The sequence below is a fragment of the Candidatus Nanopusillus massiliensis genome (genome assembly GCF_920984865.1).
This window is the reverse complement of sequence record NZ_OV100765.1, coordinates 310,663-335,094: the sequence shown is the minus strand read 5'-3', so window position 1 is coordinate 335,094 and position 24,432 is coordinate 310,663. Positions and strand designations below refer to the sequence as shown.

Here is a 24,432-nt window from a genome sequence, read left to right as displayed (position 1 = left end):
TTATTCAATTAAATTATGAAAATTCATCATATAATTTACCAGGATTATATAATATTATACCAAATGGAGGAAATATTACAATAGAATTATCAACATCGAATCCTGAGGGAATAACAAATTCAACAGGAATATATGTTTATACATTACCTTCACCAATATTTAATGTATCATATACATATCCTACACCATCAAATGGTACACAAGAAAATATATGGTTATTAGAAGTTAGTGCAAATGTATATGATAATACTTTAGGTCAAGATTATTGTCAAATACAATTATTAAATCAAACAAGTAATCAATGGGTAACAATAATTAATTCATGTTCAGATATATTATATAATGGAATATTACAAGAATATGCAAAATTAAATAGTAATGGATATTATTCAATATGGTATAAAGTATATGCATATAATAATTATGGATTAAATCAATATACAAATCCCCAGGTAATATATATATCACAAAATGCATATAATGTATCAGTAATAAATCCAACATTAAGTAATACACAAATACAAGGAATAATAGATTCAGCAATTAATAGTTCTATACCTGTAGTAGTATTCTCTCCAGGAGTATATTTAGTAAACTTAATAATAAACCCACAAGGTCAAAATATAACATTATTAGGACAAAATACAATATTTGAACCTGCAAATCCAGGATTACCTGTTATAGATGTATTATCATCAAATGTAACAATACAGAATATAAATATTAATACAAATCTATTTGCAATAAATGTAGAAAATGGAACTATTAGATTTAATAAATGATACTATAAATTCAGGATTGTTTGGAATAGATGTAAAGAATCCATCAGTAGTAAATGTATATAATTCTACAATAAATGGAAATATAGGAGGAATATATGGTTATATACAAAATTCAACAATAGAAAATACAAATATTCAATCATCAGTATGGGGAATATATGATGACAATCCATATAATGTAATAATAAATAATTCAAATATAAATGGACAAATATTTGGAATAGATTTTGATGGAAATGCAGTAAATAATGTAATAGAAAATAGTAATGTAATATCTAACATATTTGGAATAAAGATAAATAATGGAAATAATAATAATAATAATAATAACAGTAAGAATCAAATATATTTGGAATATATTTAACATCTTCAGGAAATAATATAGAAAATGATTATATAAAAGTAGGACAGGTATTTGGATTATATGAAACTGCTTATAATAATATAATAAATGTAACAACAAATGGAGGATTATTTGGATATTATTTAACAGGTAATGCAACAAACATATCATTATATAATTCACAATTAGGTATTGAAATATATGGAAGTGGATATATAGATAATTTAACAACATCTACAGGAAGTGTAAATGTATATTATAATAATTCACAAGGATTCATAAATAGTTTAAGTAGTGTAATATCTAGTACGAATGTAAATAACACATTATATAATTATTATGAAGGAATATCAATAATAGGAAATATAAATGGAAATATTACATTTATTAATCTATTATCTGCTACTAGTTATATTGTAGAAAAGATAGTAGGAGGTAATGGAAATATAATATCTACAAATAATACATTTATACCACAAGGATTTGTAAGTTCTGAACTATTTTATTCATAAATTTTTTTGATAATTTTTGCTTTATGAGTTTAGATACTTTAATATTAGCAGGTGGTTATGCAAAGAGATTTAAACCATTATCAGATTATGTACCAAAGCCATTATTTCCAGTAGNAGGTGTACCTTTAATATATTATATAATTGAAAAAGCATTGGAAACAGGTCCGGATGAAATAATTATATCAACAAATAAAAAATATGAAAATCATTTTAGACATATTCTAGCAGCATTATATTCTTTTTATGAATACTCTCAAATTGGAAAAATAAGATTAGTAATTGAACCATCAAATTCTGAAGAAAATAAGCTAGGATAATTGGGGGTTTACATTATGCAATAAAAGAAATGAGTATCAATAATAATCTATTAATATTTTTGGGAGATAATTTATTTAGCTTTAATTTAAATAAAATAATTAAATTGGGAAATGAAAATAATTCTATAGCTTTGGCAGTATATGATATAAAAAATTATAATGATGCAAAAAATTATGGAGTAGTAAAAATGGAAAATAATATAATAAAAGAATTTTATGAAAAGCCCCAAAATCCATTATATACTACAATATTTCACTGGAATATATTATATTCCAAAGGGAAAATTGCATTTATTAGACGAATATATGAATTCTAATTATAGTAAAGATTCCATGGGAAATTTCTTCGAATATTTAATAAAAAGAGGAGAAAAAATATATGGATATGTAATATGATGGTAATAGTGAATATTGGTTTGATATTGGTACAATAGAATCATATCAAAAAGCAGATAATTTTGCAAATGAAAAAGGTTTATATAGAAGATGGATATGGCCATAAATAAAAGTTTTTCTTATAAATTATTTTTAGATGATAAATCTCCAATAATTGTTGTTTTAGGTCAGATGTTGGAGCTGGTAAAACTTCTCTATTAGATAAGATTAGAAATACATCTTATACAAAAAAAAGAAGCTGGTGAAATTGACTCAGCATATTGGAGCTACTGAAGTATCGATTGATGTAATTAAGGAAATATCAAAACCATTATTAAATATGTTTAAATTTGAATCTCATCAATTCCTTCTTTGTTATTTATTGATACTCCTGGTCATGAAGTATTTAGTAATTTAAGAAAAAGGGGTGGATCTGTTTCAGATTTAGCTATTATTGTAGTAGATATATTGGATGGGTTTCAAAAGCAAACATATGAAGCAATAGAAATATGTAAACAATTAAAAGTACCATTTTTAATTGCATTAAATAAGATAGATAGAAATAGATGGATGGAAACACTTATGAAAATAAACCATTTTTAGAAAGTATAAAATATCAAGATACCCAAAGTAATAAACAAATTAGAAGAATATACATATAATATTGTACTTGATTATTTAGCATTAGGATTTGATTCTGAGAGATATGATAAAGTTTAAGGATTTTAGAAGACATGTTGCAATTGTTCCAATTTCTTCAAAAACTGGAGAAGGTATTCCTGATTTATTATTATTAATTGCAGGACTTTCTCAAAGATATTTAGAAGAAATATTAAAAATAAATGTTGAAGGAAATGGTGTTGGTGTAATTTTAGAAGTAAAAGAAGAAAAGGGTTTAGGTAGTGTAATAGATATAATATTTTATGATGGTAAAATAAGGAAAGGTGATAAAATTGTTTTTTTATCAAGAGATAGATATTAAAACAGCAAAAGTAAAATTAATATTAAAACCAGCACCTTTGACAGATATTAGATTCACTAGTGGAAGTAAATTTAAAGAAATAGATGTTGCATATGCTGCATGTGGGATAAGAATATCAGCCAGATGGATTAGATAATGCATTACCAGGTTCTACAATCTATGTATATAATGATGAAAAAGAATCAAAGGAAATAGAAGAAAAATTGAAAAAAGATATTGAACACATAATATTTCAAACTGTTAAGGAAGGTATTATTGTTAAAGCAGATACTTTAGTATTACTGGAAGTATTAATAAAAATGTTAAGAAATAGAAATATACCAATAAAAAAAGCTGGGGTATGGGGATATAAATAAAGAAGATGTAAATATTGCATTATCTATGAAAGAAAAATATCCTCAATATTCTGTTATAGTTGGATTATAATATTGGAATGATGAAGAATGATGAAGAATATGTAAAATCTTCGAATATAAATTTAATAATATCAAGTGTTTTATATGATTTGATTGAAAAAATTGAGAAATATATTAATGATATAAAATATAATAAAGAAAAAATATTAAGAGAATTACCACCAATAGGAAAGATAAAAATATTAAAGGGAAATGTATTGTAGAAGATCAAATCCTGCAATTGTTGGAATTGATGTTTTAGGAGGAGAAATAAGAAAAGATGTATATATTAATTAATTTAGATGGAAAAATAATTGGAAGAATTTTGACTAATACAAAAAGAAAAGAAGAATATAGATGTAGCTATAAAAAATGATAAAGTTGCCATATCTATAGAGTTCAGGGTTGGAAGAAACATATTTGAAGATGATATATTATATACTTTTATATCTGAAACTGATTATAGGAAATTTAAGGAAAATAAAGATATTTTAAATGATGAGCAAAAGGAAATATTAAAAGAAATAGCAAATATAATAAGAAAAGAAAACCCTGCTGTGGAGATTATAATTTTTTAATTTTACTAAATTTTCTTTTATATTCTCTGTTTGTACTTTCTAAAATATGGATTGGTTTTGATAATGAAGGTATAGTATCTACTTCAAAGAAATCCTTTAATATATTTTCAATACTATTCTTATCTATATTTATACTTTGGTCAGAATTTTGAATAAACTATGTTTATTGTAATATCTTTTGGCACTTTAAAAAAGTATAGAGGTTCTAATTTTAATACATTAAATATATTAAATTTTTTGTCTGAGAAAAAAGAGAAAAATAATGGATAATTATCAATAAAAGTGCTAGGAATAAATCCAAAATAGAAAGGATATGATACTTTTAAATTTGTATAAGTATTTATATTCAAATCAAAATCTATTACATTTATTGCATTTGTATCTGGTAAATTTAATATTATTCCATTAAAAAAGATTTGGAAATTCATCATTTTGTTCAATATGTAATAGCTCCTTCATAATAAATTTAGAGTATTTTTTATATAAAAATTTTTCATTAAAGAATAAAAATATTTTCCTTAATTGATATAAAATGGCAAACAAGAGAAAGGAAATTATATTTTAAGTGTAGTATCGGATCCAAAGACTGGAAAGTCTATTCAAGTACAAACAAAAGATGAATCTTTAGTAGGTAAGAAAATTGGAGATATAATTGATGGATCAATAATTAATTTAGATGGATATAAATTAAGGATAACTGGTGGTTCTGGCATTTGAAGGTGCTCCAATGGTAAATTATGTTGAAGGAATGAATAAAAAATATGTATGGTATGATGAAAATAAAAAGGTAAGAGTTAAAAAATTGGTTAGAGGACAATACAATATCTCAAGAAATTCTACAAATAAATACTAAAATAGAAGAATATGGAAATAAAGATTTTAATCAAATATAGAAGAATTTAAATCTCAAAAATCTCAATGATAATTTCTCTAGGAATAGAATCTACTGCTCATACTTATTCAATTGGAATTGTTGATGAGAATGGAAATATATATTCTAATGAGAGAATAATATATAAAAGTGAAAAAGGAGGAATACATCCAAGAGAAGCTGCAGAATTACATTCAAAGGAAAGTATTAATATTTTAAGAAATTCTGTATGGAAGGCTGGATTTATTTTTAAGAAATTAGATGGTAAATTTTATATTGTAGATGCATTATATGAAATAAAAAATAAGTTAGAAGGATCTGAAGAAATATTTTCTGATGAACCATGGAATAGAAGAAGGTATATAATATATAATAATAATAGAATATGTATTGAAAATAATAAAATAGTTTCTTGATAATAAAGAATTAGAAAATAATTTAAATTCATATATAAATAATTTAAATGATTTTGAAAGAAAAATAAATTTAATTTCATATTCTGCAGGACCTGGTTTATATCCAACATTAGTTCAAGGATATTTTAGTGTTAAATGTTTTTCTAAGATATTTAATTCAAATTTAATTGGAGTAAATCATTTAATAGCACATGCTGAAATAGTTAAATTATATAACAAATTTACTGATCCTTTAATTTTATTGGTTTCAGGAGCAAATACAATGCTATTATCATTTGAAGGAAATAAATATAGAATCATTGGAGAGACTTTAGATATGGGTGATGGGAAACTTTTTAGATAAAGTTGGTAGATTATTAAATATTGGATTTCCTGCTGGTCCATAAATTGAAGAGATTATCAAAAAATGGAAAAAATCTAATAAAATTACCATATTATGTTAAAGGAATGGATATACAATTGGGAGGGATATATACGTATATAAGAAATATAATAAAAAGGGAAAATATTAATATAGATGATTTAGCATATTCTATTCAAGAATACGTATTTTCAATGTTAGCAGAAATATCTGAAAGGGGATTATCTTTATTGGATAAGAAAGAATTTGGATTAACTGGTGGAGTTGCAGGATAAATAAGAGTTGACAAGTAATTTTATATTTAATGTGTAATGAAAGAAATGTGAAATTTGGGACTGTTCCCTTAGATTTAGGAAATGATAATGGTGCAATGATTGCATGGACTGGAATTTTATGGTATAAAAAAGATATGAATATAATTGATGGAATTAATCCATATTGGAGGCCTGAAGATATTGAATATAAAATTTAAATATTATATTGAGAATCATTATATTATAATGGTGGATCAGAACACTTTGTTGGAATTAATAAAATTGATAAGCAATGCAAGAAGAAAAAATTTGGGAAGTAATATCAAAGCAATAAGAAATCTAAGAAAGAAAATGGCCAGATGAAAACATTGTTGTGGGATGAAAAAGAAACTTTTCTCAGGTCTTCCAATAGATCTAGAAAATACAACAAAAGAAATAGAGAAGGAGTTTCAGAAGATTATCGNNAGGGCTGAAAAAAGGAGTTATGGAAAAATTGTCGCAATTATAGAAGGTATAGATCCATCTATTGCAAAAGAAACATTGAAGAGTTTAAAACAAAAGTTGGGATGTGGAGGGACATATAAAGATAATTTAATTGAATTACAGGGAGATCATAGAGAAAAAATAAAGAAATTGCTTATTAGATTTAGGTTTTAAGGAAGAAAATATAGAAATATCTAATGAAATTGAATAAATATTTTTTATCTTATGAGTCTTATTGGATTATATGTAGAAGTATATGATTGCAAAATAAAAAGTTTAAAAGGTATATATGGAGAGATAATAGATGAATCAAAAAATACATTTTATATAAAGAATAAAGATGAAATATATATAGTTCCTAAGAGCATATCAAAATTTATTTTTTATTTTAATGATTATTCAATTTTTTTAGATGGAAAATTAATAGATAAAAGACCATGGGAAAGTATAAAAGCAAATATAAAGAAGAAGGTATATGTTGTCTATATTACTAAATTTTTAAATATATTATGAAAATAAAAGCTGTAACTCCTTTGATTGCAACACTTTATTAATTGCTCTAGCAGTAGCTTTAGGTGCAATTATAGTTGGGTGGGCAAGAAGATTATGTTAGTAGGCAAGTTACAAATTTAGGTGCTCAAGTTGAAATACTACAAGTAAGTTATAATGACTCAAATGGCAATATAGCAATTTTAGCCCAAAATATAGGATCTACTCAATTAGTTACAAATAATCTTTTAGTAGAATTTTCTTCTACCAATGGAGAAAGTCCAAAATGTCCTTTAGCTCTAAGTGGAAATGCTGGAGGATTTTTGGCATGCTATATATATAATATAACAGATCCTTCATCTGGTAATTCATATATAAATGGTACAATACCTTCAAATTCAATATTTCTAATAAATATGACAGTCAATATGAATAGTTTTGGAATATCTTCTCTAGCCGGTTCTACTGTGTTATTTATATTATTATGATAATCCAATATCTAATGGATATACACTATCGTGATTTTACTTTTTAGTAGTTAATTAAAAGAATAAATGACTTCTATAAATATTTTTATTTATGGAAATTAAATCTGCAAAAGCAAGAGTAGTTTTAAATTCTAGAGGAGATCCTACACTAGAAGTTGAAATAAATGGTTATTCAGAAGCTGCTCCCGAAGGTGCAAGTAAAGGTTCCGGTGAAGTTACATATTTATATCCAAAAAAAGCTGCTGAATTATTTAATAATGCATTAATAGATTTCCTTAAAACATTTGATATAACTTCTTTGGAAGATTTAAAAGAATTTGAAAATGATTTCGAGTCAATTGGAGGAATAAAAAGATATGGAGGTAATACATTAATTGCTATAGAATACGCTATATTAAGAGCATGGTCAAATTATGAAGGAAAACCAATTTATCAATTTTTTAATAAAAATCCAAAAATAAATATAAGGATATTAGCAAATGTTGTTGGTGGTGGTGCCCATGCAAAAGGTAGAAGTACAAATATTCAGGAATTTTTAGTTTCTCCAGATACAGATAATTTACCTTTATCCATCTTTGCTGCATCATATATACATAAATCCTATTGGGAAACAGATTGGAATTATTGGATGATAAATTTTTATCTGGAAGGAATGATGAAGGTGCATGGACAACATCTCTTGAAGATGAAACAGTATTTAATATAATAAAAATGGTTTTTGATGAAGTTAAGATGGATTATAATATAAAAGTTGATCTTGGAGTTGATTTTGTTGCATACTCAATTATATAAAGATGGTTCTTATAGATATAAAAATAAAGTATTTTCTAGAGCAAGATCAGATAAGATATGTAAAGTTTCTTATAGATACATATGATCTATTTTATGTTGAAGATCCATTATATGAAGAAGATTTTTAAGGATTTGCAGAAATAAATAATAGTACAAAGAGTTTAATTATCGGAGATGATCTAACTGTAACAAATATAGAAAGAATAAAGAAATCTTTAATATATAAATCAATGTAAGGGTGTTATAATAAAACCAAATCAGAGTAGGTTCGGTTGTTAAAGCATATGAAGCTGTAAAATTCTGCAAAGAAAATGGTCTTATACCAATATTATCTCATAGATCTGCAGATACAGAAAGTAATGTATTAGCACATTTAGCAGTTGGATTTGAAGTTCCCTTTGTAAAGTTTGGAATTTTAAATGGAGAGAGAATTGCAAAGCTAAATGAATTAATTAGAATATTACTTAAAGCTTTAAATAAATAACTTAAACCATTTTTTATATTCTTCAGGTACTTCAATTAATTTTAAATTAATTAATGTATCTAGAATTCCCCAAATATAATTTTCCAATTCAAATGCTTTTACAAAATCTTTTTTCTCATAAAAATATTTTAAATCTTTATAATAAGATATAAGGAAACTCTTCGAACCTATTATCTAAAAACTTTATATTCTTAAATATTAGTTCCAATTTTTTCTAGTATCTATTCAAATATATAAAAGAATTCCTCTTTATTTATTTCCATTTATATAATTTATTTAAAATTTTAATAAATGGATCTTATAGATATTTTATCTAAATTTAGTATTGAAGAAATATTATATTTTGAAGAAAATTATGATTTACAATATAAATATCTAAAATTTTTATATAAAAATATAAAAAATCAGGATTTATTTTTGAAGCTTATATGTTATAAATTCTTTATTAGCATTTCAATTGTCATATAAGGGAGAAAAATTCTGGAAAATATTTTCTATATATTTTTCTAAGCATAATGATGATATATATAACAATTTTTTATCTTTTATAGATTTATATAATAGAAGATATAAAGAAATAAAGATAAAAAGATGAATAGAATTTATAATTGGATTAAAGACAAAGATTTATTAATTTATAAAGATGATTTAGTTAAATTTAATTCAGAAATTGCAAAAGTAGTGGTACAAAATATTTATGATAAGACGATAGTATTTTCAACAAAAATTTATGGTTATGGATTAACATTTATCGGATATAAAATAGTATTCCCATTTGAAATATTTATACCAATAGATAATATACTTGGGAAAATTAGCAAAGATAAAAATTATTGTATAAAATTATCAAAGGAAACAAATATACCATTACTACATATAGATTCATTAATATGGATTACTATGGGACTAGATAATGATGAAATAGAGCTGATAAAAAATGAAAAACTTAGAAATAAAATTAAATTATTAAAAAATTATTTAGATAATATTATTAATAATTAAAAGACCATCTGTAATATATAATATATCTCTAGCAATCTTTTCCTCATTTATTAATTTTGAATCAAAATCTGATCCATTTTTTCCATTTCCAATAGATATTTTTTCAGTTGGAGATATTAAATATTTATCGAACTTTAATATAAATTCTTCAGATTTTTTTAATAAAGATCCTAAATATATTAGTTGTATTTTAACATAAATTTTATTTTTATCACTTAAATCATTAAAATTGTATATATATAAATTTACATTACTTTCCATTAATTGTATTTTATTATCTTTTATTAATAATGCTAGCCTGCCAATTCTTTTTATAATCTTTATAATTTGATGATGATAATATTTTATTATTATATTTTAATATCATCTTTTCCTTTTCCTTTTTTATTGTTACCTTACCTTCTTCTAAAGATAACTTTAACCCTATACCCAATATATCCATAAACTATTTATAGAAAGTCAGATATAAAAAGATTATTAAAAATTTATTAAGTAATATATGTATATGCCGCCGTAGCTCAGTTGGTAGAGCAGCTGACTCTTAATCAGCAGGTCGTGGGTTCGAGTCCCACCGGCGGCGCCATTCATTATAATATTTATATAATAATTCTCTATTTGCTTTTTGTTGTATATTCTTAATATTTAAGTACTGTGCAGCAGATAAAAATTCTGTACCATAATTTTTTCCAATTTCATTTAAATTTCTTAATATTTCTATATAATTCAAAGATCTGGCCATATGATGGTCAATTATTATTTTACTAACTTTTGTATTTTCTAATAAACTTTCAATATTTTTATAGAATACTTCGTTATCTGAAATATCCCATTTTATATGATAAAAAGGAGGACCAGATAATTTTATATAATCTGGATTTTTTTCTATTATATAATTTAATGTAGAATTAGTTAGAATACCTTGTATATCAGATCCAAAAAATAAAGATTTATTTTTATATTCAATATATGCACCAATTACATAACCTAATTTTGAATTTTCTATTCCATGAAATAATGGAGGAGATATTTCTATATAAGTATTATTAAAATTCAAATACTTTATTATCTGCAATAGTTATTTCAGATTTATCTTTAATTTTTTCATATATCCTTCTTCCCCTTTTTCTTTGAGAATTATTTATATAATTATTAAAATCCTTTATAATTAACTTTTTATTATACTAATATTTTGAAATGTTCTTCATTTGGATTTGGACAATGATCCCAATGATAATGTGTAATAATTATCAAATCTATATCTTTTGATAATTCAATTATTTCTTTTTTCCTTTTCTCTAACTCTTCTAATTCAATTCTATGAGGTTTTAGATTATATCTATAAGGAGCATATTGCAATAGATGGATCTATAAATATCTTAATATCAGTTTTAACAATTGTTGCCATAGATCTTGTTGAAAATGAATCATAGGCAACTGGTATTATTATCATTAAAAAATATTAATAAAAAAATTAATAAACAGCTTTTCCTATTTCTTCAATAAATTCCTTTTCAAGATATTCAAATGCATTTGTAATTTTGATGGATTTATTCCATATAATTTAAATATATTATTGTTATCTATTTCAAATATAAATCCAGAATATTCTTTATATTTTCCATTAATAATTTCAACAACCTTCTTTACAAATATTTCTCCAGGTATTTTTGGATATTCTTTTAATTTACTTCCCATTCCCTCTTCTCCAGTTTTTATTGTATCTGCAAATAGGGCTATAATTCTTCTACCATTGCTATTAAGTATTTGAAGTTCAGCATGTGCTTTAAGGGCAGCTTTTGTTTTTTGATATTCATGATCCCAATTTCCTCTATAAAATGCAGATATAGATACCATATCAATTGTATCTAAATATAGATTTCATTTTTCTTCTAGTTCATTATCCATTTTTTCTATAGAATTTACATTTATTTGCATATGAATCATCGATCATTTTATTTGTATAATTCTTAAATTCACCGGGNNNNTCATATAAAATTCCTNTATTGTAAAATACTGTTACTTTATATCCTTTATTTACTTATTCCTTTTTTTTTTCTATTATCTTTTTTCTATCTTCATCATTTGTTAAATCTCCAACTACGTAATCATCTATCTTTCCTTCATTTTTCATACTAATTGAATACATTTTCCTTTCTTCCGTTTCACAACAATCAATATATTCATTTCTTTTTAATTCTTCAGCTAATAATTTACCAATTCCGCCAGTAGCTCCTAACCTAAATATAACTTCTTTCTTTTCTTCATTCATCATAATATTATCAAGATTCATAGCAAGGATAAATTATCAATATAATCTAAAATGACATTTTTCATATTCTCTCTTTCTAAATCATTAAAGAATTTTTCAATTGGTTCTTTTACATTTTTATCTACTTTACTAGAATATGCATAAATTATCTGACCATTATTATATAAAAATGCTTGCTATAATAATATTCTTTTTCTTCATATTCTTTTATATTTGTTGTATATATTAATTTTGGATATTTTTCATTATTTTCTTTTCTTCTATATTCAAATGTATAAATTTTACAATCCAAGATATATCATATACATAGATTTTTGAAAAATTTTTCAGAATATTTTGGTATCTTTGCTTTTTATATTCTATCTTTTGATCTATGTCCACTAATTGTTGTATATAAATTATTTTTGCTATCTTTATGTATAAATGATGAGGCAAAACCTGAAATTTTTATTCCATAGTTTTCCCATATCCTAAATATTTTACTTGAAGTTGGTAAATATATAACAAAATCCGCAGCTGCAGGTATGTCTTGTTTTAAGAAATAATGATAAAGTTTTTTTGCAATTCCCATCTTAGAATGATTTCTATCAGCAACAGTATAAAAAGTATATAATATTCCATATTCATATGNCCAATGGGATAATCCAGCTATTTGATTATCTTTTATATATAAAAGAATGATATCTCCTTTATCTAATAAAGTTTTTTACATAATCTTCTTCATAAATTTTATATGAATTTTCTCCATTTTCTTCAAAATCAAAATAAAATTTATTTTCTTCAATATTTCTTCTAATAAATTCTACAATATTTTTAATATCATTATAATCAGCCCTTTTAATATATTCATTCTCATTCATGATATATTACATATTAAGGGAAAGATATATAGGGTTAACAGAGTTATATATATTTCAATATTTTTGCAGTTTTTTCATCCATATAATATGCTTCTATTCCTTTATCTCTCAATCTTTTAGCAAAGTAGCTTGATAATATTCCATTTTTACATATTAATAAATATTTCTTACCTTTTTCAAAATTATATTTAGAAAATTCTTCAGATCTTATAATTATTAGATCTTTTTTATCTGGAATCTTTAAATTGAATTCTTCAATATTTATATTATTAATTTCCCTAATTTTTTCAATTTCTTTATCAAAATCTATATTTAATTTATTTAGTTCAGAAATTACTATATCAATTTTTGGTTTTGTTACTGGATGATTTTCAATTTTACATATTTCTGGTGCTCTTATATCATATATGTCACATTTTCTTTGATAAATCTAATATTTCACTTTTATTAAATCCGATTAATGGTCTTAATACTAAAATATCTACAATACTATCTAATACTTTTAATGAGTCAATTGTCTGTGAGGAAACCTGTCCCAAAGATTCTCCAGTAACTATTCAATCATAATTGTTTTTCTTTGCAAACTTTTCTGCAATTTTATACATTATTGCTTTAAATAATATTTGTCTATATCCTTCTCTCATTAAATAAATATCCTATATCTAAATCATATACATATAATTTTGAATTTGGAAAATATTCTTTCAATTTATTATATACATTGTATATATACTGTAAATAAATTTCTCCTGCAATATTAATAAATAAAAAATCAATTTTTAATCCTCTTTTTGAAATTAAATATGAGGCTTCTGATGAATCAGATCTTCCAGAAAATAATAAAATTCCTTTGCCTTCAGATCCTTCTGGTAATCCATCAGGTCCTTTAATTATTTTATCATAAATAAATGTATAATCTTTATGGATTTCAATATATAATATTTTTTCAGGATTTTTTACATCAACTTTTAATTTATATTTATTTAAAATTTCTTCTCCAACAATTTTATTAACTTCTATAGATTTATAAGGAAAGTTTTTATCAACCCTNNNTGTAGATACCTTAAATCTACTAATATTTCCAATAAAATTATTAAAAAATTCTAAAGATTGTTTTTTTATATTTTCTATAGATGTTTCAAAATAAATAGCTGGATATATATTTTTTATTGCTGGTATATATCCTTAATATATTTATCCATTCATCTTTTAATTCCATACTCTTATTCTACCTCTTCTATTTTCTATTTTATCAAAATTTATCCTATTTTTAATACATTTATTAACATTTTTATCATTTTTTTCTTTATTTTTTCATATTTTGTCCATATTTCATCAATACCAATTAATATGCAATTATACATAAATATTTTTACTTATAAGAAATTATTATAATTTTGTGTTGATATTATATTCAAAATATTTATTATATCATAATGATCCAAACCATATAGAAAATAATCGAAGATTGTTAGTAATAAAAAGATTGATAAAAAATAATTATAAGAAAATAGGAAAGGTAAGGAAAGATATATATAGATATATAAATTATGCACATAGTTGGAAATATATTAGAATGATAAAAAGAATTTGGAAGTATTCATATAAAAATAACAGAATTATATTACTTAGATTCTGATACATATATATCTCTCTTGTCCTTTTATTCAATTCTTAAATCTGTTGAGGGTGTATTAGAGAGTATAGAAATAAATGAGAAATATATTTTTATACCTCCAGGACCTCCAGGTCATCATGTTCCAAGAAACCCATTAAATAATGATAAAACTTTAGGATTTTGTATATTTAATAATATTGCTATTGCTGGAAGGTTTGCAAGAAAAAGATATAGAAATGTATTAATTTTTGATATAGATTTACATCATGTAAATGGAACTCAAGATATAATTGAAAATAAGAAAAATATTAATTATATATCCACTCATGCAAAAAACATAATCCAAATACTGGATTAGAATCTGGAAATAATTATTTTAATTTTCCATTTGATTTTAATGTAGACGATAATTATTATATTCATTTATTAAAGGATAAAATATTTCTACTAATTGAAGAAATAAATCCAGAAATTATATTAGTATCTTTTGGGTTTGATATGCATAAAAAAGATCCTCTATCAGTATTTCATATTACATTAAAATCCTATGAATATGTTTTTAATTATTTAAAAAGGTTCAATAAGGTTATATATTTACTAGAAGGTGGATATAATGATAGGGTAATTTATAATGGTATAAATAAATTATTAAAAATATATGGACAAGTTCTATTTAGAGATTTTCAATATCATCATTTCAAACAGAGGGAAATTACAATAACCATGATTGGTATTATTTTATTAAAACGGGAAAGTTACCAGAAATAAGATAATGCATGTAATTTATGGGAAAGATATTTTGATATACATTCCAATTTTAATTGATCTAAATGCAAATGCTTTTAGAACTTTTCAATAGATTGGGCTAGAAAATATCCAAGTGAAAATAAGATGGATTATTACAGTATGAAAAGATATGTAGAATTTACTGATAAATTAATAAAAAATAATATAGAACCATTCTATAACCTTGTGGCATTATGTCAATCCTCTATGGTTTTATAATTTGGGAGGATGGGAAAATAAAGAAAATATAGAATACTTATTGATTATTCATATTTTATAATTGATACATTTTCAAAATTGGGGGTTAAGTATTTTATATCATTTAATGAACCATGGATCATATATATTATCTTCTTATATTTTTGGTAAATGGCCTCCATTTAAAAAAATAAATTCAGTAAAAGATTTAAAGAACACAATACCGATATTAGATACATATATTTTATGCAAATAAGTAATTATATAAAATAGCAAAAGAATTTAATGTTTATTTAATATATACAGAAAATTTATCATTATTAAAATTACCATTTAACTCTTTATTAAAGGATGTAATAAGTTCAAAGTATATTCATTTATTATTTCCAAAAGAAATAGATTTCTATGGAATAAACTATTATGGTATATATAAAAATATAAAGGATATAGATGAGAGAAAATCATCTTTTAGTGTATCTATATTAGATGATATTTTAAAGAATTTGGATAAGCCAATTTATTATAACAGAAAATGGAATAAATACTGAAGATGAATTTCAAAGGGTTAGAACTATTAAAAGATATTTACATTATTTTTTAAAAAATAAAGAAAAATATAATATAAGAGGATATTTTATTTGGTCCTTGATGGATAATTATGAATGGGATTTTGGATATAATGCAAAATTTGGAATATTAAATAGAAATTTATCAAAGAAAGATTCTTATTATGAAATAAAGGAAATATATAGAAAACTAAATCAGAAGCTTAATATATCCAAGTAATGGTATCCTTAATATTCCTATTCCAATAAATCTATTTGGATTCATATTATTTTCTCCTTCAAATATTATTGGTCCAGGATTATTGTCACCCATAATTATAAAGTTACTATTATTATAACCAACAATTCTATGAAAAATATCTTCATTTTTATATAATGATATTCCTTTATATAGAATAACATCACCAATTTCTAAATATTGTGTATTAATTGGTAAAATTACTATTATATCACCAACATATAATCCATTTGGATATGGAAATTGAGAAAATTCTTGTTGTGTCATATTATATTGTTCATATTTTTGGAAATTAAATATAAGAATGTTCCATGCTTGGAGATACTATTACTGAAAATAATGGAAGGATATACAATTTGAATAATAAAATATACAACAAATATAAATATTATAAATAGTATATCACTTAAATAATCATCTCCAAAAAATATTCTTACTATTAGTTCTTTTATTTTTTTAATCATATACTCTCCATGTATATCCGCACTTTGCACATCTATAAAATTTTGTTTCACCTTCACCTCCAGCTCTTTTTGAATAGACCAGAAATATGCTCCCTTATTTTACCACATCTAGGACATACAACCTCATTATCAAATGGATATAATTTATAATCTTCTTCCATAATTGTAATTTCTGAAGATTTATTTATATTTTCTGTAAGTAATAAAGAATTTTCATCTTTTATTTTTTCTTTATATCCGCAATTTGGACATACTAAATAGTTACCTTCTTTTTTCATTTAGCTCCCACATTTTGGACAAAATTTCATAAGAATATTTTATATCATAGAAATGTTTATAAACCTTCCGCTCTTTTATTTATTTCTAAAAATATTCCAAATATGGTAATAAAGAATAAAGCAATTGATATTTTTATTTCAAGTGAAAAACTGTTTATAATATTTTCTAATTTATAATTAATAGTCTNNNTATATTGATTTAGATATTCATTTAGTGTTGAATTTAATTTATTTAAGAATGTTTGATTTACATATGTTAAATTATTATATAATATATATGCTCCATTTATATCACCTTCATTTTCTAAAAAAGCCATTGCTGTTTCATAACCACTAATATATGTATTCAACAATTGGTATTCATACATTTGATATAAGTCATTTATATTAGAAGTATAAATACTTTCTAACTTATTATGCATAAATTGCTTTACTATATTTATAAATACTGAATTNNTAAGAACAAGGAATAAAATTGATAAAAATTATTTTAAAATACAAAAATAGAATATTTTTTTTTTATTTTAAATATAAAGAATAATGAAATAGTTATATATATGTTTATAAAATTCTTAAACAATAGAAGACCAATAACATAATATATAATTCCAATAATTAAATAGAAGGCTTTATTTTCTATTTCTCTTGAGAAATATGTTCCTAAATAGAATGTTATTAAAAAGGATAATAAAATAATTGATAAGATAAATAAAAGACTATAATTTATTGTTGAAGATATTAGATTTTTTATGTAAATCTAAAGAATATATATAAGAAAAGTATAAAGCTATAGAAGATGCTATATAAAAAATTGATGACAATATATAATTTTTAATTCATAAATTAGTCTTTTTAATAAAATTTTTAAAGGTATTCAATAATGTATGAAAAATGAATTTATATCCAATAATATTGGGAATAATTCAAGGTATCAGTGAATGGTTGCCAATAAGTAGCAAAACACAAATTCTAATAGCTTCAAATTATTTACTAAATAATATTCCTTTAATTGGATATACATTTGGATTATTTATGGAAATTGGAACTGTATTTTCTGCTTTATTATATTTTAGGAAGGATATATATCAAATATTGAAGGATAAAAAAATGTTATATTATATAATTTTTGCAATAATTTTTACAGGCTTNNNTGCTGCTCCTTTATATATTATTTCTGATAAATTGTTAGAAAATGCATATAATGTATCAATACCAATGATAATTTTAGGATTAATTCTTATTTTAGATGGAATATATATATATTATACAAGAAATAAAATAAAAATAAAGGATAAAAAAGATCTTAATTTAAAACATATAATTATTATTGGAATTGCACAGGGACTTGCTGCTTTACCTGGTGTTAGTAGATCTGGAATTACAGTATCTACTATGTTATTAATGGAATAAGATCCAAAATTTTCTTTTTCTCTTTCATATATTTTATATATACCAGCAGCTCTTGGAGATTTTTCTTAACCATATTAGCTTCTAAATCTAAAATTATGTATGTAGCATCTACTATAGGATATTATGGAATTCTAACTGCAATAATTGTTTCTTTTATAGTTGGTTATCTAACTATTGGTATTTTGATGAAATTAGCAAAAAGTAAAAAAATAGATTATATAGACTATATACTTGGTAGTATAGCAATAATAGTTAGTCTAATAGGTTTGATATACACTTAATATAATAATTTATATATTTAAATTAAAACATATTATACATGGATTGGAGGAAGCTTTTGTTAGGTATTTATGATGATACCAATAATGTTAGAAGTTTATTCACCAGCAACCAATAGTTGGATATCCAACGGTAATAAATAACCAGATTAATATATCAAATTTAAATAGTTATGCCAAGTATATGAAATAAATATATACAATCCTACACATTATACATACTATTATGATATTTCTCCACTATCTTCTCAATGGTTCTTTATTATAGGAGAAAATAATACAATGATTTCTGGATATATATCTCCTGGTCAATTAGAAAATATAGAAATATATATGTATAACTTTTATTTTTATTAATCAAATACCTGAAATAGTGGTATATTTACATAATATAAATATTACATCAGAATACTATTCAGTTATAATTCAATTTACTCCCAGTATTGTATTATAGTCCAACCAACAATAACAAATTCAACTATTATTTTGCCATTATCTATAAACTTTGAATTATCTAGTTCAACAGTAGCTCAAAATAGCTTTATATATTTAATAGGAATAATAAATAATCCAAATAATTTCAGTCAAAATTTATCAATTAATATATCTTCTGATATTAATTTTTCAGCATTCTATAATGAGACATTGAGTCCTGGGGTAAATATATATCAGATTCCAATATTTCTATCAAATAATGTTTCTATAGGAGAGCATCAATTGATAGTATATTCAAATAATAATACATATTATCTAAATTTCACAGTTTTTCAATTAAATACAACTCCAATAATAGAAATAACTAAAAATGGATTAGAATGAATAATATATATAAAAAATCCATATAATTATCCAATTAATTATACATATTATTTACAAATTTACTATGGAACATTTTCTACATTTTATCCAAACAAATATTATATTGGTAAATAAATGGCTCTAAATATGCAATATATAATGTATATTTATATACCAGGACAATCTTATACAATATATGAAAACTTCAATTATCTATTATTAGCTGAAATTATAGTTGCAATATTGATAATATTGTTTATAATACTGTATGTATTCTTAAGAGATAATGTAGAAATATCAAAAGAAATATTAAAGATTGATTTGGATAAAGAAACAATAGATTTATCAATAAATATAAAAAATAAAAGTGTATTTTCATTAAATCAAGTTAATTAGTAGATAGAGTAAATGCACCATTAAAAGTAAAAGAATATAAAATTGTAGAACCATCTTCAGTTTATAAAGTAGATAATAACTATAGCTTTAACTGTAAATTTGAAAATATAAGAAGAAATGAGGAAATAGTTATTTCTTATACATTAGAAGCTAAAGATATAAAAGAATATAAAAATATAGAATTACCAAGAGCAGATCTAAGATATAAATATTTAGCTTGGGATAGAGTTAAATATTCTAATGGATTAATTATAAGAATTACAAAATAATTTCCACTTTTTAGTTAATCTTTAACCTTTTATTTTTAGGTATATATTATCTATATCATGGAAGATCTAAGGACTGGTTATCAAATTACATGGTGTCCTGGTTGTACGAACTTTGGTATATATACAGCAATAATCTCTACTTTAAAAGAATTGGAATCTGAAGGTAAAATTGATAGAAGGAAGATTGTATTTACATCAGGAATTGGATGTGCTGCAAAGATACAGAATTATTCAATTATAGAAGTTCATTTAGTGGATTACATGGAAGAGCATTATCATTAGGAGTTGGAATAAAGATGGGAAATCCAGATATTAACTGTTTTAGTATTTCAAGGAGATGGGGATACATATAATGAAGGAATAGATCATTTTGTTTCTTCATGCAAAGAAAATGCGGAGTAAAGCTATTTGTTCATAATAATCAAGTATTTGCATTAACAACTGCTCAACATTCATTTACTAGCTGAAGAAGGATTTTATTCAAAATCTTTAGGTATGAAAATATTTGAAAAACCATTAAATCCAATTGCATTAGCATATATCTGGTGCTACATTTGTTGCTNNAGGATATGCATTATGTGGTAGACCATTTGAAATATATAATGAAAGAAGCAATATTACATAAAGGATTTGCATTTGTAGATATAATTCTCCCATTTATTGTTCAATATGATACAAGGAAATATTATGAATCACATATGTATAATTAGAAGATATAGGACATGATCCAGACAAATTTTGATGAAGCATTAAAAAGGGCTTTAGAATATGATTATACATTAAGAGAAGATGCAAAAATTCCTGTTGGTATATTTTATAGAGGATCGAGAATTACATTGCATGAAGGACTAAAATTATAACCATTTTATAAAATAAATAGAGAATTAAATTTAGATGTTTTAAATCAAATAACTGTATAAAAATTTTTACAATATATTATTTTTATGTATATATATGAATTTGATATAAAGGATATAAAAGTAAATGAACTTGAAAATTTATTGAAAGAGAGAAATATAAAATATAATAGAAATAAAAATAAAATAATTGTCTATTATGAAGACTTCTATTTCTTATATCTAATTTGATAAATTTATTAAAAGGATTAAAGGCAGGTTTTGATATTGAAAAATTATTAAATATATTAGATAATGATTGGGATATATTAGAAATTGATTTAAAACAGGTATTTGAAAAGAAAATAAATCATATAATCAGAGAAAGGGAAGAATTATTGGAGAAGAAGGAAAAGTGCTAGAAGAATTGAGGAAAAGGACAAATGCTGATATAATTATTAAAGATAAATATATATACATACTTGNAGATAGTATTTCTTTACAATCAGGAGATGAAGGAATAAAAAGAATAATAAAGGGGGAAAAACATAGTACAGTATTCAATTATTTAGACAAATATATAAAAGTTTTCATGAATAAAGATAAAGAATTTGCAAGATATATTAAATAACATTTTAAAATATTAAAAATAAATATTTTTTAAATGAAAGAAAAATTTCAACAAAATNTTGAGGAAGCTGAATTATATAAAAAATTTAAAAGAATATCTGTATGCTGAATTTTTTGAAAGAAATAGACATCTATTGGGATTTGATAGTCCTAGGAAGGCACTACTAGTTGCAGTAAAAGAATATGTTGATAATTCNTTAGATGCATGTGAAGAATATAGAATACTTCCGGATATAAAGGTTGGAATAGATAAATTAGAAGAGGTTACTTATAAAGTAACTGTAGAAGATAATGGACCAGGTATACCATATGAGAGTGTTCCAGAAATATTTGGTAGTTTTCTATTTGGTTCAAAGTTTCATAGATTTATATCAACAAGAGGAAAACAAGGTATTGGTGCCTCGGCAGTTACTCTATATTCCATAACTTACAGCAAAAGAACCAGTAGAAATTATTACAAAAATGAAAAATAAAGAAAAAGGAATAAAATATAAGATAAAGATTGATGTAAAAACAAATACCCCTATAATTTTAGAAAAAGAAGAAGTTGAAGTGAAAAAAGAGAGTGGAACAGTTGTAAAAGCAAAAATAATAGGTCAATATATAAAGGGTAAACAATCTGTTGATGAATATATTAAATTAACTGCTTTGATAAATCCATATGCAAATATTCTTTATAAAAATCCAGATGGAGAGAAATTCTTTTATTAAAAATAATAAATGAAATTCCAGAATTAAAAGAAGTAAAGCAACCTCCATATGGTATTGAATTAGGATATTTTGATAGATTAATAAGAAGAAACAAATCAAAAAACATTTTTAAATTTTTTAACTAAAACTTTTTCATCTGTAGGACAAAATACAGCAATAGAAATACTAAAGAAAGCAAAATTAGATCCGGATATAGATCCGAAGAGTTTAAATGATGATCAGATTATAAAACTATATAATACATTACAAAATGCAAAATTAAGGCCAATTCCATCAAAATATATTGTAACTCTTGGTAGAGATATAATATTAATAAGTATGGAAAATATACTTAAACCAGAATATATGGCTGCAATAAAAAGGAGACCATCATTATATAGAGGAATACCATTGTATAGTAGAAGTTGGAATTGCGATATGGTGGAGAAATAAATGAATTTCAATATTATAGATTTGCAAATAGAGTACCATTATTATATAAACCAGGAGAAGATGCATTAACACATGCATTAAAAGAAATTAATTGGAAGCATTATGGGATTTGAAGTTGAGGGAGAATTTCCAAAAGATCCAATGGCAATATTAGTTCATGTTGCATCTGTTTGGTTGCCATTTACCTCAGAATCAAAGGAAGCAATTGCGCCATATGATGAAATAGTAAAAGAAATAAGAATTGGGCATTAAAAATGCATTAAGAGAATTATGAATATATATTAAGAAAAAGAAGGCTTTAGAAACAATTGGCGATAAATATAAAAATTTATATGGATATGGATTAGAGGTTATAGATTCTTTAAGCTCTATGTTGGATATTGAAAAAGAAAATGCAGAAAAAAGAATAAAAGAAACGAATAAAGAAGGAATTGGTAAATGATAAATAGTTGAAATATTAAAATCTGTTAGAGAAGTAAAAAATCTATTAAAAGAGGGAAAAGAAGATAGAGCAGTATCATTACTTAAAAATATGTTAAAAGATGCAGTAAAAATTAATCTATTAAGTGAAAAAGAATTAGAAGATACAATAATGGAAGTAATAAATGATGTTAAAAAGAATAATGTTGAGCTTATTAAATTAACTTATAATAAAATAAAATGGTCCAATATATAGAAAAATTATCTAAAGAAGAAGTTTTAGATAGAATAAAAAAATTAGCTGAAGAAATTTATAATGAATTTTCTTCTGGAAGTTCCTCAATAAAACTTGCTGTAAGATGTAATATAAAAAATATTGAATATGATCAACAAAGGTATAAAATTACTTTAAAAGAAAGAATTGAATCTAGAGAATTTTTAATTTGGGTCATGTAAGAAGATTTATGCAAACATTATTANTTGCTTTTTTAGCAAAAAAATTAGTAGAAACAGATAAAAATGCAAGCTTAAGAGAAGTTTATTATCAATTAAAGCATCAATACCAATATTAAATGTAAATACAATAGAAGAACAAAGTGAATCTGATGCTGTAATTGAAGATTTAGAAAGAGCAATAAAAGCAATAAGAGAGCAATTTCATATAAAAGCTGAAGGAAGAGGTGCGATATATGGGGATATATATTTAAGGGATAAAAAGAGAGGTGATGAGTGGAATTGCTCAAAATTGGGAAGAGGCGGATGGAGTGTTCCATCAACAATTGAATATTAGAAATTGGAGATGTAAATGCTGATTTTGTTTTAGTAGTTGAAAAAGAAGCAATGTTTGATAGGTTAATTGAAGAAAGATTTCCAGAGAAATATGGAGCAAATATTAATTACTAGTAAAGGTCAATCTCCAAGAGGTGTTAGACGATTAATACATAGATTAAGAAAAGAAAAAAATTTACCAGTTTATGTATTTACAGATGGGGATCCATGGGGATTCTATATATATTCTGTAATTAAAATAGAATCTATGAATCTATCAAAA

Annotated in this window: 55 protein-coding genes, 1 tRNA gene and 3 pseudogenes (1 of these 59 only partly in view); 44 read left to right on the top strand and 15 right to left on the bottom strand. The window is 23.3% G+C overall.

The genetic code is table 11. The features are described from left to right. Positions 1-756 precede the first annotated feature (756 nt). From LUA84_RS02420 to LUA84_RS04735, 9 genes are all read left to right on the top strand, one after another. Positions 757-1,146, top strand: a complete 390-nt coding sequence (locus LUA84_RS02420) for a hypothetical protein (RefSeq protein WP_231434279.1) — start codon at positions 757-759, stop codon at positions 1,144-1,146. A gap of 514 nt (positions 1,147-1,660) precedes the next feature. Then, on the top strand, positions 1,661-1,954 hold the full coding sequence (locus LUA84_RS04265; RefSeq protein ID WP_256443518.1) for a sugar phosphate nucleotidyltransferase: 294 nt from the start codon (positions 1,661-1,663) through the stop codon (positions 1,952-1,954). Between the two features lie 29 nt (positions 1,955-1,983). After that, entirely contained in the window at positions 1,984-2,271 is a 288-nt protein-coding gene (locus LUA84_RS04260) for a sugar phosphate nucleotidyltransferase (protein ID WP_256443517.1), read from the top strand. 430 nt (positions 2,272-2,701) lie between these two features. Beyond that, the gene (locus tag LUA84_RS02410) at positions 2,702-2,932 is read left to right on the top strand and encodes a GTP-binding protein (protein ID WP_231434278.1); all 231 of its coding nucleotides are present in this window, start codon (positions 2,702-2,704) and stop codon (positions 2,930-2,932) included. 103 nt (positions 2,933-3,035) lie between these two features. Beyond that, positions 3,036-3,311 carry a hypothetical protein gene (locus LUA84_RS02405; protein WP_231434277.1) on the top strand — a complete coding sequence of 92 codons (276 nt, stop codon included), beginning with the start codon at positions 3,036-3,038 and terminating at the stop codon, positions 3,309-3,311. Further along, entirely contained in the window at positions 3,283-3,447 is a 165-nt protein-coding gene (locus LUA84_RS02400; RefSeq protein ID WP_231434276.1) for a hypothetical protein, read from the top strand. Before LUA84_RS02405 ends, LUA84_RS02400 begins: the two co-directional genes overlap by 29 nt. 67 nt (positions 3,448-3,514) lie before the next feature. Then, positions 3,515-3,667, top strand: coding sequence for a hypothetical protein (locus LUA84_RS02395; RefSeq protein WP_231434275.1), 153 nt, complete (start codon positions 3,515-3,517; stop codon positions 3,665-3,667). A gap of 77 nt (positions 3,668-3,744) precedes the next feature. Further along, positions 3,745-3,930, top strand: coding sequence for a hypothetical protein (locus LUA84_RS02390; protein WP_231434274.1), 186 nt, complete (start codon positions 3,745-3,747; stop codon positions 3,928-3,930). Positions 3,931-4,038: 108 nt separating this feature from the next. After that, positions 4,039-4,284: a hypothetical protein gene (locus LUA84_RS04735; RefSeq protein ID WP_342765399.1), complete on the top strand. Its 246-nt coding sequence runs from the start codon at positions 4,039-4,041 to the stop codon at positions 4,282-4,284. 140 nt (positions 4,285-4,424) lie between these two features. Here the strand turns inward: LUA84_RS04735 and LUA84_RS02385 are convergent, their stop codons facing one another. Next, the gene (locus LUA84_RS02385) at positions 4,425-4,715 is read right to left on the bottom strand and encodes a hypothetical protein (protein ID WP_231434273.1); all 291 of its coding nucleotides are present in this window, start codon (positions 4,713-4,715) and stop codon (positions 4,425-4,427) included. A 127-nt stretch (positions 4,716-4,842) separates the two neighbouring features. On the opposite strand from LUA84_RS02385, the pseudogene LUA84_RS04730 reads away from it, so the two are divergent. The 11 genes and pseudogenes from LUA84_RS04730 (at position 4,843) to LUA84_RS05280 (ending at position 8,922) form a co-directional block, all read left to right on the top strand. Continuing rightward, a pseudogene (locus tag LUA84_RS04730) lies at positions 4,843-5,206 on the top strand (S6e family ribosomal protein). Beyond that, complete coding sequence (locus tag LUA84_RS02370) at positions 5,203-5,571, top strand: hypothetical protein (protein WP_231434271.1); 369 nt, start codon at positions 5,203-5,205, stop codon at positions 5,569-5,571. Before LUA84_RS04730 ends, LUA84_RS02370 begins: the two are co-directional and overlap by 4 nt. Positions 5,572-5,605: 34 nt before the next feature. Then, positions 5,606-5,914 carry a hypothetical protein gene (locus tag LUA84_RS05285; protein ID WP_457913352.1) on the top strand — a complete coding sequence of 103 codons (309 nt, stop codon included), beginning with the start codon at positions 5,606-5,608 and terminating at the stop codon, positions 5,912-5,914. 44 nt (positions 5,915-5,958) lie between these two features. Next, the gene (locus tag LUA84_RS04255; protein WP_256443516.1) at positions 5,959-6,207 is read left to right on the top strand and encodes a hypothetical protein; all 249 of its coding nucleotides are present in this window, start codon (positions 5,959-5,961) and stop codon (positions 6,205-6,207) included. Between the two features lie 29 nt (positions 6,208-6,236). After that, positions 6,237-6,404, top strand: coding sequence for a hypothetical protein (locus tag LUA84_RS02360; RefSeq protein WP_231434270.1), 168 nt, complete (start codon positions 6,237-6,239; stop codon positions 6,402-6,404). Between the two features lie 160 nt (positions 6,405-6,564). Continuing rightward, positions 6,565-6,880 (top strand): annotated as a pseudogene (yciH, locus tag LUA84_RS02355) (stress response translation initiation inhibitor YciH). A 14-nt stretch (positions 6,881-6,894) separates the two neighbouring features. Then, entirely contained in the window at positions 6,895-7,182 is a 288-nt protein-coding gene (locus LUA84_RS02350) for a ribonuclease P protein component 1 (protein ID WP_231434268.1), read from the top strand. 74 nt (positions 7,183-7,256) lie between these two features. Next, positions 7,257-7,646 (top strand): hypothetical protein, encoded by a 390-nt coding sequence (locus tag LUA84_RS02345; protein WP_231434267.1) that lies wholly within the window; start codon positions 7,257-7,259, stop codon positions 7,644-7,646. 91 nt (positions 7,647-7,737) lie between these two features. Then, the gene (locus LUA84_RS02340) at positions 7,738-8,352 is read left to right on the top strand and encodes an enolase-like domain-containing protein (protein ID WP_231434266.1); all 615 of its coding nucleotides are present in this window, start codon (positions 7,738-7,740) and stop codon (positions 8,350-8,352) included. An 88-nt stretch (positions 8,353-8,440) separates the two neighbouring features. Beyond that, positions 8,441-8,566 (top strand): hypothetical protein, encoded by a 126-nt coding sequence (locus tag LUA84_RS04250; RefSeq protein ID WP_256443515.1) that lies wholly within the window; start codon positions 8,441-8,443, stop codon positions 8,564-8,566. 128 nt (positions 8,567-8,694) lie between these two features. Beyond that, entirely contained in the window at positions 8,695-8,922 is a 228-nt protein-coding gene (locus LUA84_RS05280) for a hypothetical protein (protein ID WP_457913351.1), read from the top strand. On the opposite strand, the gene LUA84_RS04725 is transcribed toward LUA84_RS05280, so the two are convergent. Beyond that, on the bottom strand, positions 8,911-9,072 hold the full coding sequence (locus tag LUA84_RS04725) for a DUF357 domain-containing protein (RefSeq protein WP_342765398.1): 162 nt from the start codon (positions 9,070-9,072) through the stop codon (positions 8,911-8,913). The genes LUA84_RS05280 and LUA84_RS04725 overlap by 12 nt on opposite strands. 141 nt (positions 9,073-9,213) lie before the next feature. Here LUA84_RS04725 and LUA84_RS05275 point away from each other — a divergent pair, with 141 nt between their 5' ends. Then, positions 9,214-9,390, top strand: a complete 177-nt coding sequence (locus LUA84_RS05275) for an N-glycosylase/DNA lyase (RefSeq protein ID WP_457913290.1) — start codon at positions 9,214-9,216, stop codon at positions 9,388-9,390. Further along, positions 9,380-9,924 (top strand): annotated as a pseudogene (locus tag LUA84_RS02335) (N-glycosylase/DNA lyase). Before LUA84_RS05275 ends, LUA84_RS02335 begins: the two are co-directional and overlap by 11 nt. Here LUA84_RS02335 and LUA84_RS02330 read toward each other — a convergent pair. Together LUA84_RS02330 and LUA84_RS02325 are read right to left on the bottom strand one after the other, a co-directional pair. Continuing rightward, a complete protein-coding gene (locus LUA84_RS02330; RefSeq protein ID WP_231434265.1) occupies positions 9,901-10,185 on the bottom strand; it encodes a hypothetical protein in 285 nt (94 codons plus the stop codon). The pseudogene LUA84_RS02335 and the gene LUA84_RS02330 overlap by 24 nt on opposite strands. A 13-nt stretch (positions 10,186-10,198) precedes the next feature. Further along, complete coding sequence (locus tag LUA84_RS02325) at positions 10,199-10,357, bottom strand: hypothetical protein (protein WP_231434264.1); 159 nt, start codon at positions 10,355-10,357, stop codon at positions 10,199-10,201. A gap of 74 nt (positions 10,358-10,431) precedes the next feature. Here LUA84_RS02325 and LUA84_RS02320 point away from each other — a divergent pair. Beyond that, positions 10,432-10,507 (top strand) — tRNA-Lys (locus tag LUA84_RS02320). 593 nt (positions 10,508-11,100) lie between these two features. Here LUA84_RS02320 and LUA84_RS02315 read toward each other — a convergent pair. The 8 genes from LUA84_RS02315 to LUA84_RS05270 all read right to left on the bottom strand — a co-directional run bounded on the left by LUA84_RS02315 (position 11,101) and on the right by LUA84_RS05270 (position 14,184). Continuing rightward, positions 11,101-11,280, bottom strand: a complete 180-nt coding sequence (locus LUA84_RS02315; protein WP_231434263.1) for an MBL fold metallo-hydrolase — start codon at positions 11,278-11,280, stop codon at positions 11,101-11,103. 132 nt (positions 11,281-11,412) lie between these two features. Next, the gene (locus LUA84_RS02310) at positions 11,413-11,778 is read right to left on the bottom strand and encodes a hypothetical protein (protein WP_231434262.1); all 366 of its coding nucleotides are present in this window, start codon (positions 11,776-11,778) and stop codon (positions 11,413-11,415) included. Positions 11,779-11,962: 184 nt separating this feature from the next. Then, positions 11,963-12,196 carry a hypothetical protein gene (locus tag LUA84_RS02305; protein ID WP_231434261.1) on the bottom strand — a complete coding sequence of 78 codons (234 nt, stop codon included), beginning with the start codon at positions 12,194-12,196 and terminating at the stop codon, positions 11,963-11,965. 142 nt (positions 12,197-12,338) lie between these two features. Further along, positions 12,339-12,485: a hypothetical protein gene (locus LUA84_RS02300; RefSeq protein WP_231434260.1), complete on the bottom strand. Its 147-nt coding sequence runs from the start codon at positions 12,483-12,485 to the stop codon at positions 12,339-12,341. 60 nt (positions 12,486-12,545) lie between these two features. After that, the gene (locus LUA84_RS02295; RefSeq protein ID WP_231434259.1) at positions 12,546-12,764 is read right to left on the bottom strand and encodes a hypothetical protein; all 219 of its coding nucleotides are present in this window, start codon (positions 12,762-12,764) and stop codon (positions 12,546-12,548) included. 118 nt (positions 12,765-12,882) lie between these two features. After that, positions 12,883-13,053, bottom strand: coding sequence for a hypothetical protein (locus LUA84_RS02290; protein ID WP_231434258.1), 171 nt, complete (start codon positions 13,051-13,053; stop codon positions 12,883-12,885). A 410-nt stretch (positions 13,054-13,463) separates the two neighbouring features. Continuing rightward, positions 13,464-13,610 carry an adenine nucleotide alpha hydrolase family protein gene (locus LUA84_RS04245; RefSeq protein ID WP_256443596.1) on the bottom strand — a complete coding sequence of 49 codons (147 nt, stop codon included), beginning with the start codon at positions 13,608-13,610 and terminating at the stop codon, positions 13,464-13,466. Between the two features lie 70 nt (positions 13,611-13,680). After that, positions 13,681-14,184: a THUMP domain-containing protein gene (locus LUA84_RS05270; protein ID WP_457913350.1), complete on the bottom strand. Its 504-nt coding sequence runs from the start codon at positions 14,182-14,184 to the stop codon at positions 13,681-13,683. A gap of 467 nt (positions 14,185-14,651) precedes the next feature. Here LUA84_RS05270 and LUA84_RS04240 point away from each other — a divergent pair, with 467 nt between their 5' ends. From LUA84_RS04240 to LUA84_RS05265, 3 genes are all read left to right on the top strand, one after another. Beyond that, the gene (locus LUA84_RS04240) at positions 14,652-15,029 is read left to right on the top strand and encodes an arginase family protein (protein ID WP_308112657.1); all 378 of its coding nucleotides are present in this window, start codon (positions 14,652-14,654) and stop codon (positions 15,027-15,029) included. After that, complete coding sequence (locus LUA84_RS04235; RefSeq protein WP_256443594.1) at positions 14,990-15,439, top strand: arginase family protein; 450 nt, start codon at positions 14,990-14,992, stop codon at positions 15,437-15,439. Before LUA84_RS04240 ends, LUA84_RS04235 begins: the two co-directional genes overlap by 40 nt. A gap of 717 nt (positions 15,440-16,156) precedes the next feature. Next, positions 16,157-16,441, top strand: coding sequence for a family 1 glycosylhydrolase (locus LUA84_RS05265; RefSeq protein ID WP_457913349.1), 285 nt, complete (start codon positions 16,157-16,159; stop codon positions 16,439-16,441). On the opposite strand, the gene LUA84_RS02275 is transcribed toward LUA84_RS05265, so the two are convergent. The 3 genes from LUA84_RS02275 to LUA84_RS02270 all read right to left on the bottom strand — a co-directional run bounded on the left by LUA84_RS02275 (position 16,412) and on the right by LUA84_RS02270 (position 17,201). Further along, positions 16,412-16,726: a S24/S26 family peptidase gene (locus LUA84_RS02275; protein WP_231434257.1), complete on the bottom strand. Its 315-nt coding sequence runs from the start codon at positions 16,724-16,726 to the stop codon at positions 16,412-16,414. The two genes, LUA84_RS05265 and LUA84_RS02275, sit on opposite strands and share 30 nt — an antisense overlap. Positions 16,727-16,915: 189 nt before the next feature. After that, positions 16,916-17,005 carry a hypothetical protein gene (locus tag LUA84_RS04720; RefSeq protein ID WP_342765397.1) on the bottom strand — a complete coding sequence of 30 codons (90 nt, stop codon included), beginning with the start codon at positions 17,003-17,005 and terminating at the stop codon, positions 16,916-16,918. Further along, entirely contained in the window at positions 16,977-17,201 is a 225-nt protein-coding gene (locus LUA84_RS02270) for a hypothetical protein (protein WP_231434256.1), read from the bottom strand. The genes LUA84_RS04720 and LUA84_RS02270 overlap by 29 nt, the downstream gene beginning before the upstream one ends. Positions 17,202-18,092: 891 nt before the next feature. Between LUA84_RS02270 and LUA84_RS02265 the strand changes: the two genes are divergently transcribed. From LUA84_RS02265 to LUA84_RS04700, 18 genes are all read left to right on the top strand, one after another. Next, positions 18,093-18,611, top strand: coding sequence for an undecaprenyl-diphosphate phosphatase (locus tag LUA84_RS02265; RefSeq protein WP_231434255.1), 519 nt, complete (start codon positions 18,093-18,095; stop codon positions 18,609-18,611). A 95-nt stretch (positions 18,612-18,706) separates the two neighbouring features. Continuing rightward, a complete protein-coding gene (locus LUA84_RS02260) occupies positions 18,707-18,892 on the top strand; it encodes a hypothetical protein (protein WP_231434254.1) in 186 nt (61 codons plus the stop codon). Positions 18,893-19,375: 483 nt separating this feature from the next. Next, positions 19,376-19,708: a hypothetical protein gene (locus tag LUA84_RS02255; protein ID WP_231434253.1), complete on the top strand. Its 333-nt coding sequence runs from the start codon at positions 19,376-19,378 to the stop codon at positions 19,706-19,708. Positions 19,709-19,846: 138 nt separating this feature from the next. Further along, positions 19,847-20,083 carry a hypothetical protein gene (locus LUA84_RS02250; RefSeq protein ID WP_231434252.1) on the top strand — a complete coding sequence of 79 codons (237 nt, stop codon included), beginning with the start codon at positions 19,847-19,849 and terminating at the stop codon, positions 20,081-20,083. Between the two features lie 326 nt (positions 20,084-20,409). Further along, a complete protein-coding gene (locus LUA84_RS02245) occupies positions 20,410-20,634 on the top strand; it encodes a thiamine pyrophosphate-dependent enzyme (RefSeq protein ID WP_231434251.1) in 225 nt (74 codons plus the stop codon). Positions 20,635-21,074: 440 nt separating this feature from the next. Continuing rightward, positions 21,075-21,212 (top strand): hypothetical protein, encoded by a 138-nt coding sequence (locus LUA84_RS02240; protein WP_231434250.1) that lies wholly within the window; start codon positions 21,075-21,077, stop codon positions 21,210-21,212. An 84-nt stretch (positions 21,213-21,296) separates the two neighbouring features. Beyond that, positions 21,297-21,440, top strand: coding sequence for a hypothetical protein (locus tag LUA84_RS02235; RefSeq protein WP_231434249.1), 144 nt, complete (start codon positions 21,297-21,299; stop codon positions 21,438-21,440). Beyond that, positions 21,437-21,610, top strand: coding sequence for a hypothetical protein (locus LUA84_RS02230; RefSeq protein ID WP_231434248.1), 174 nt, complete (start codon positions 21,437-21,439; stop codon positions 21,608-21,610). Before LUA84_RS02235 ends, LUA84_RS02230 begins: the two co-directional genes overlap by 4 nt. 267 nt (positions 21,611-21,877) lie before the next feature. Next, entirely contained in the window at positions 21,878-22,291 is a 414-nt protein-coding gene (locus LUA84_RS02225; RefSeq protein WP_457913289.1) for an ATP-binding protein, read from the top strand. After that, a complete protein-coding gene (locus LUA84_RS02220; RefSeq protein ID WP_231434246.1) occupies positions 22,281-22,529 on the top strand; it encodes a hypothetical protein in 249 nt (82 codons plus the stop codon). The genes LUA84_RS02225 and LUA84_RS02220 overlap by 11 nt, the downstream gene beginning before the upstream one ends. Positions 22,530-22,933: 404 nt before the next feature. Continuing rightward, complete coding sequence (locus LUA84_RS04230) at positions 22,934-23,074, top strand: TopoII/MutL transducer domain-containing protein (RefSeq protein WP_256443514.1); 141 nt, start codon at positions 22,934-22,936, stop codon at positions 23,072-23,074. Further along, entirely contained in the window at positions 23,064-23,213 is a 150-nt protein-coding gene (locus LUA84_RS04225) for a TopoII/MutL transducer domain-containing protein (protein ID WP_256443513.1), read from the top strand. Before LUA84_RS04230 ends, LUA84_RS04225 begins: the two co-directional genes overlap by 11 nt. A 280-nt stretch (positions 23,214-23,493) precedes the next feature. Next, positions 23,494-23,637, top strand: a complete 144-nt coding sequence (locus LUA84_RS02210; RefSeq protein ID WP_231434245.1) for a hypothetical protein — start codon at positions 23,494-23,496, stop codon at positions 23,635-23,637. Further along, positions 23,622-23,837: a hypothetical protein gene (locus LUA84_RS02205; RefSeq protein WP_231434244.1), complete on the top strand. Its 216-nt coding sequence runs from the start codon at positions 23,622-23,624 to the stop codon at positions 23,835-23,837. The genes LUA84_RS02210 and LUA84_RS02205 overlap by 16 nt, the downstream gene beginning before the upstream one ends. Positions 23,838-23,845: 8 nt before the next feature. Further along, positions 23,846-23,953, top strand: a complete 108-nt coding sequence (locus LUA84_RS04715) for a hypothetical protein (protein ID WP_342765381.1) — start codon at positions 23,846-23,848, stop codon at positions 23,951-23,953. Then, positions 23,929-24,171, top strand: a complete 243-nt coding sequence (locus LUA84_RS04710; protein WP_342765395.1) for a hypothetical protein — start codon at positions 23,929-23,931, stop codon at positions 24,169-24,171. The genes LUA84_RS04715 and LUA84_RS04710 overlap by 25 nt, the downstream gene beginning before the upstream one ends. A gap of 50 nt (positions 24,172-24,221) precedes the next feature. Further along, positions 24,222-24,284, top strand: a complete 63-nt coding sequence (locus LUA84_RS04705; RefSeq protein ID WP_342765394.1) for a hypothetical protein — start codon at positions 24,222-24,224, stop codon at positions 24,282-24,284. Beyond that, positions 24,262-24,432, top strand: the beginning of a protein-coding gene (locus tag LUA84_RS04700; RefSeq protein WP_342765380.1) for a hypothetical protein. It continues 195 nt past the right edge of the window; the window shows 171 of its 366 coding nt (coding positions 1-171); its start codon is at positions 24,262-24,264; the stop codon falls past the right edge of the window. Before LUA84_RS04705 ends, LUA84_RS04700 begins: the two co-directional genes overlap by 23 nt.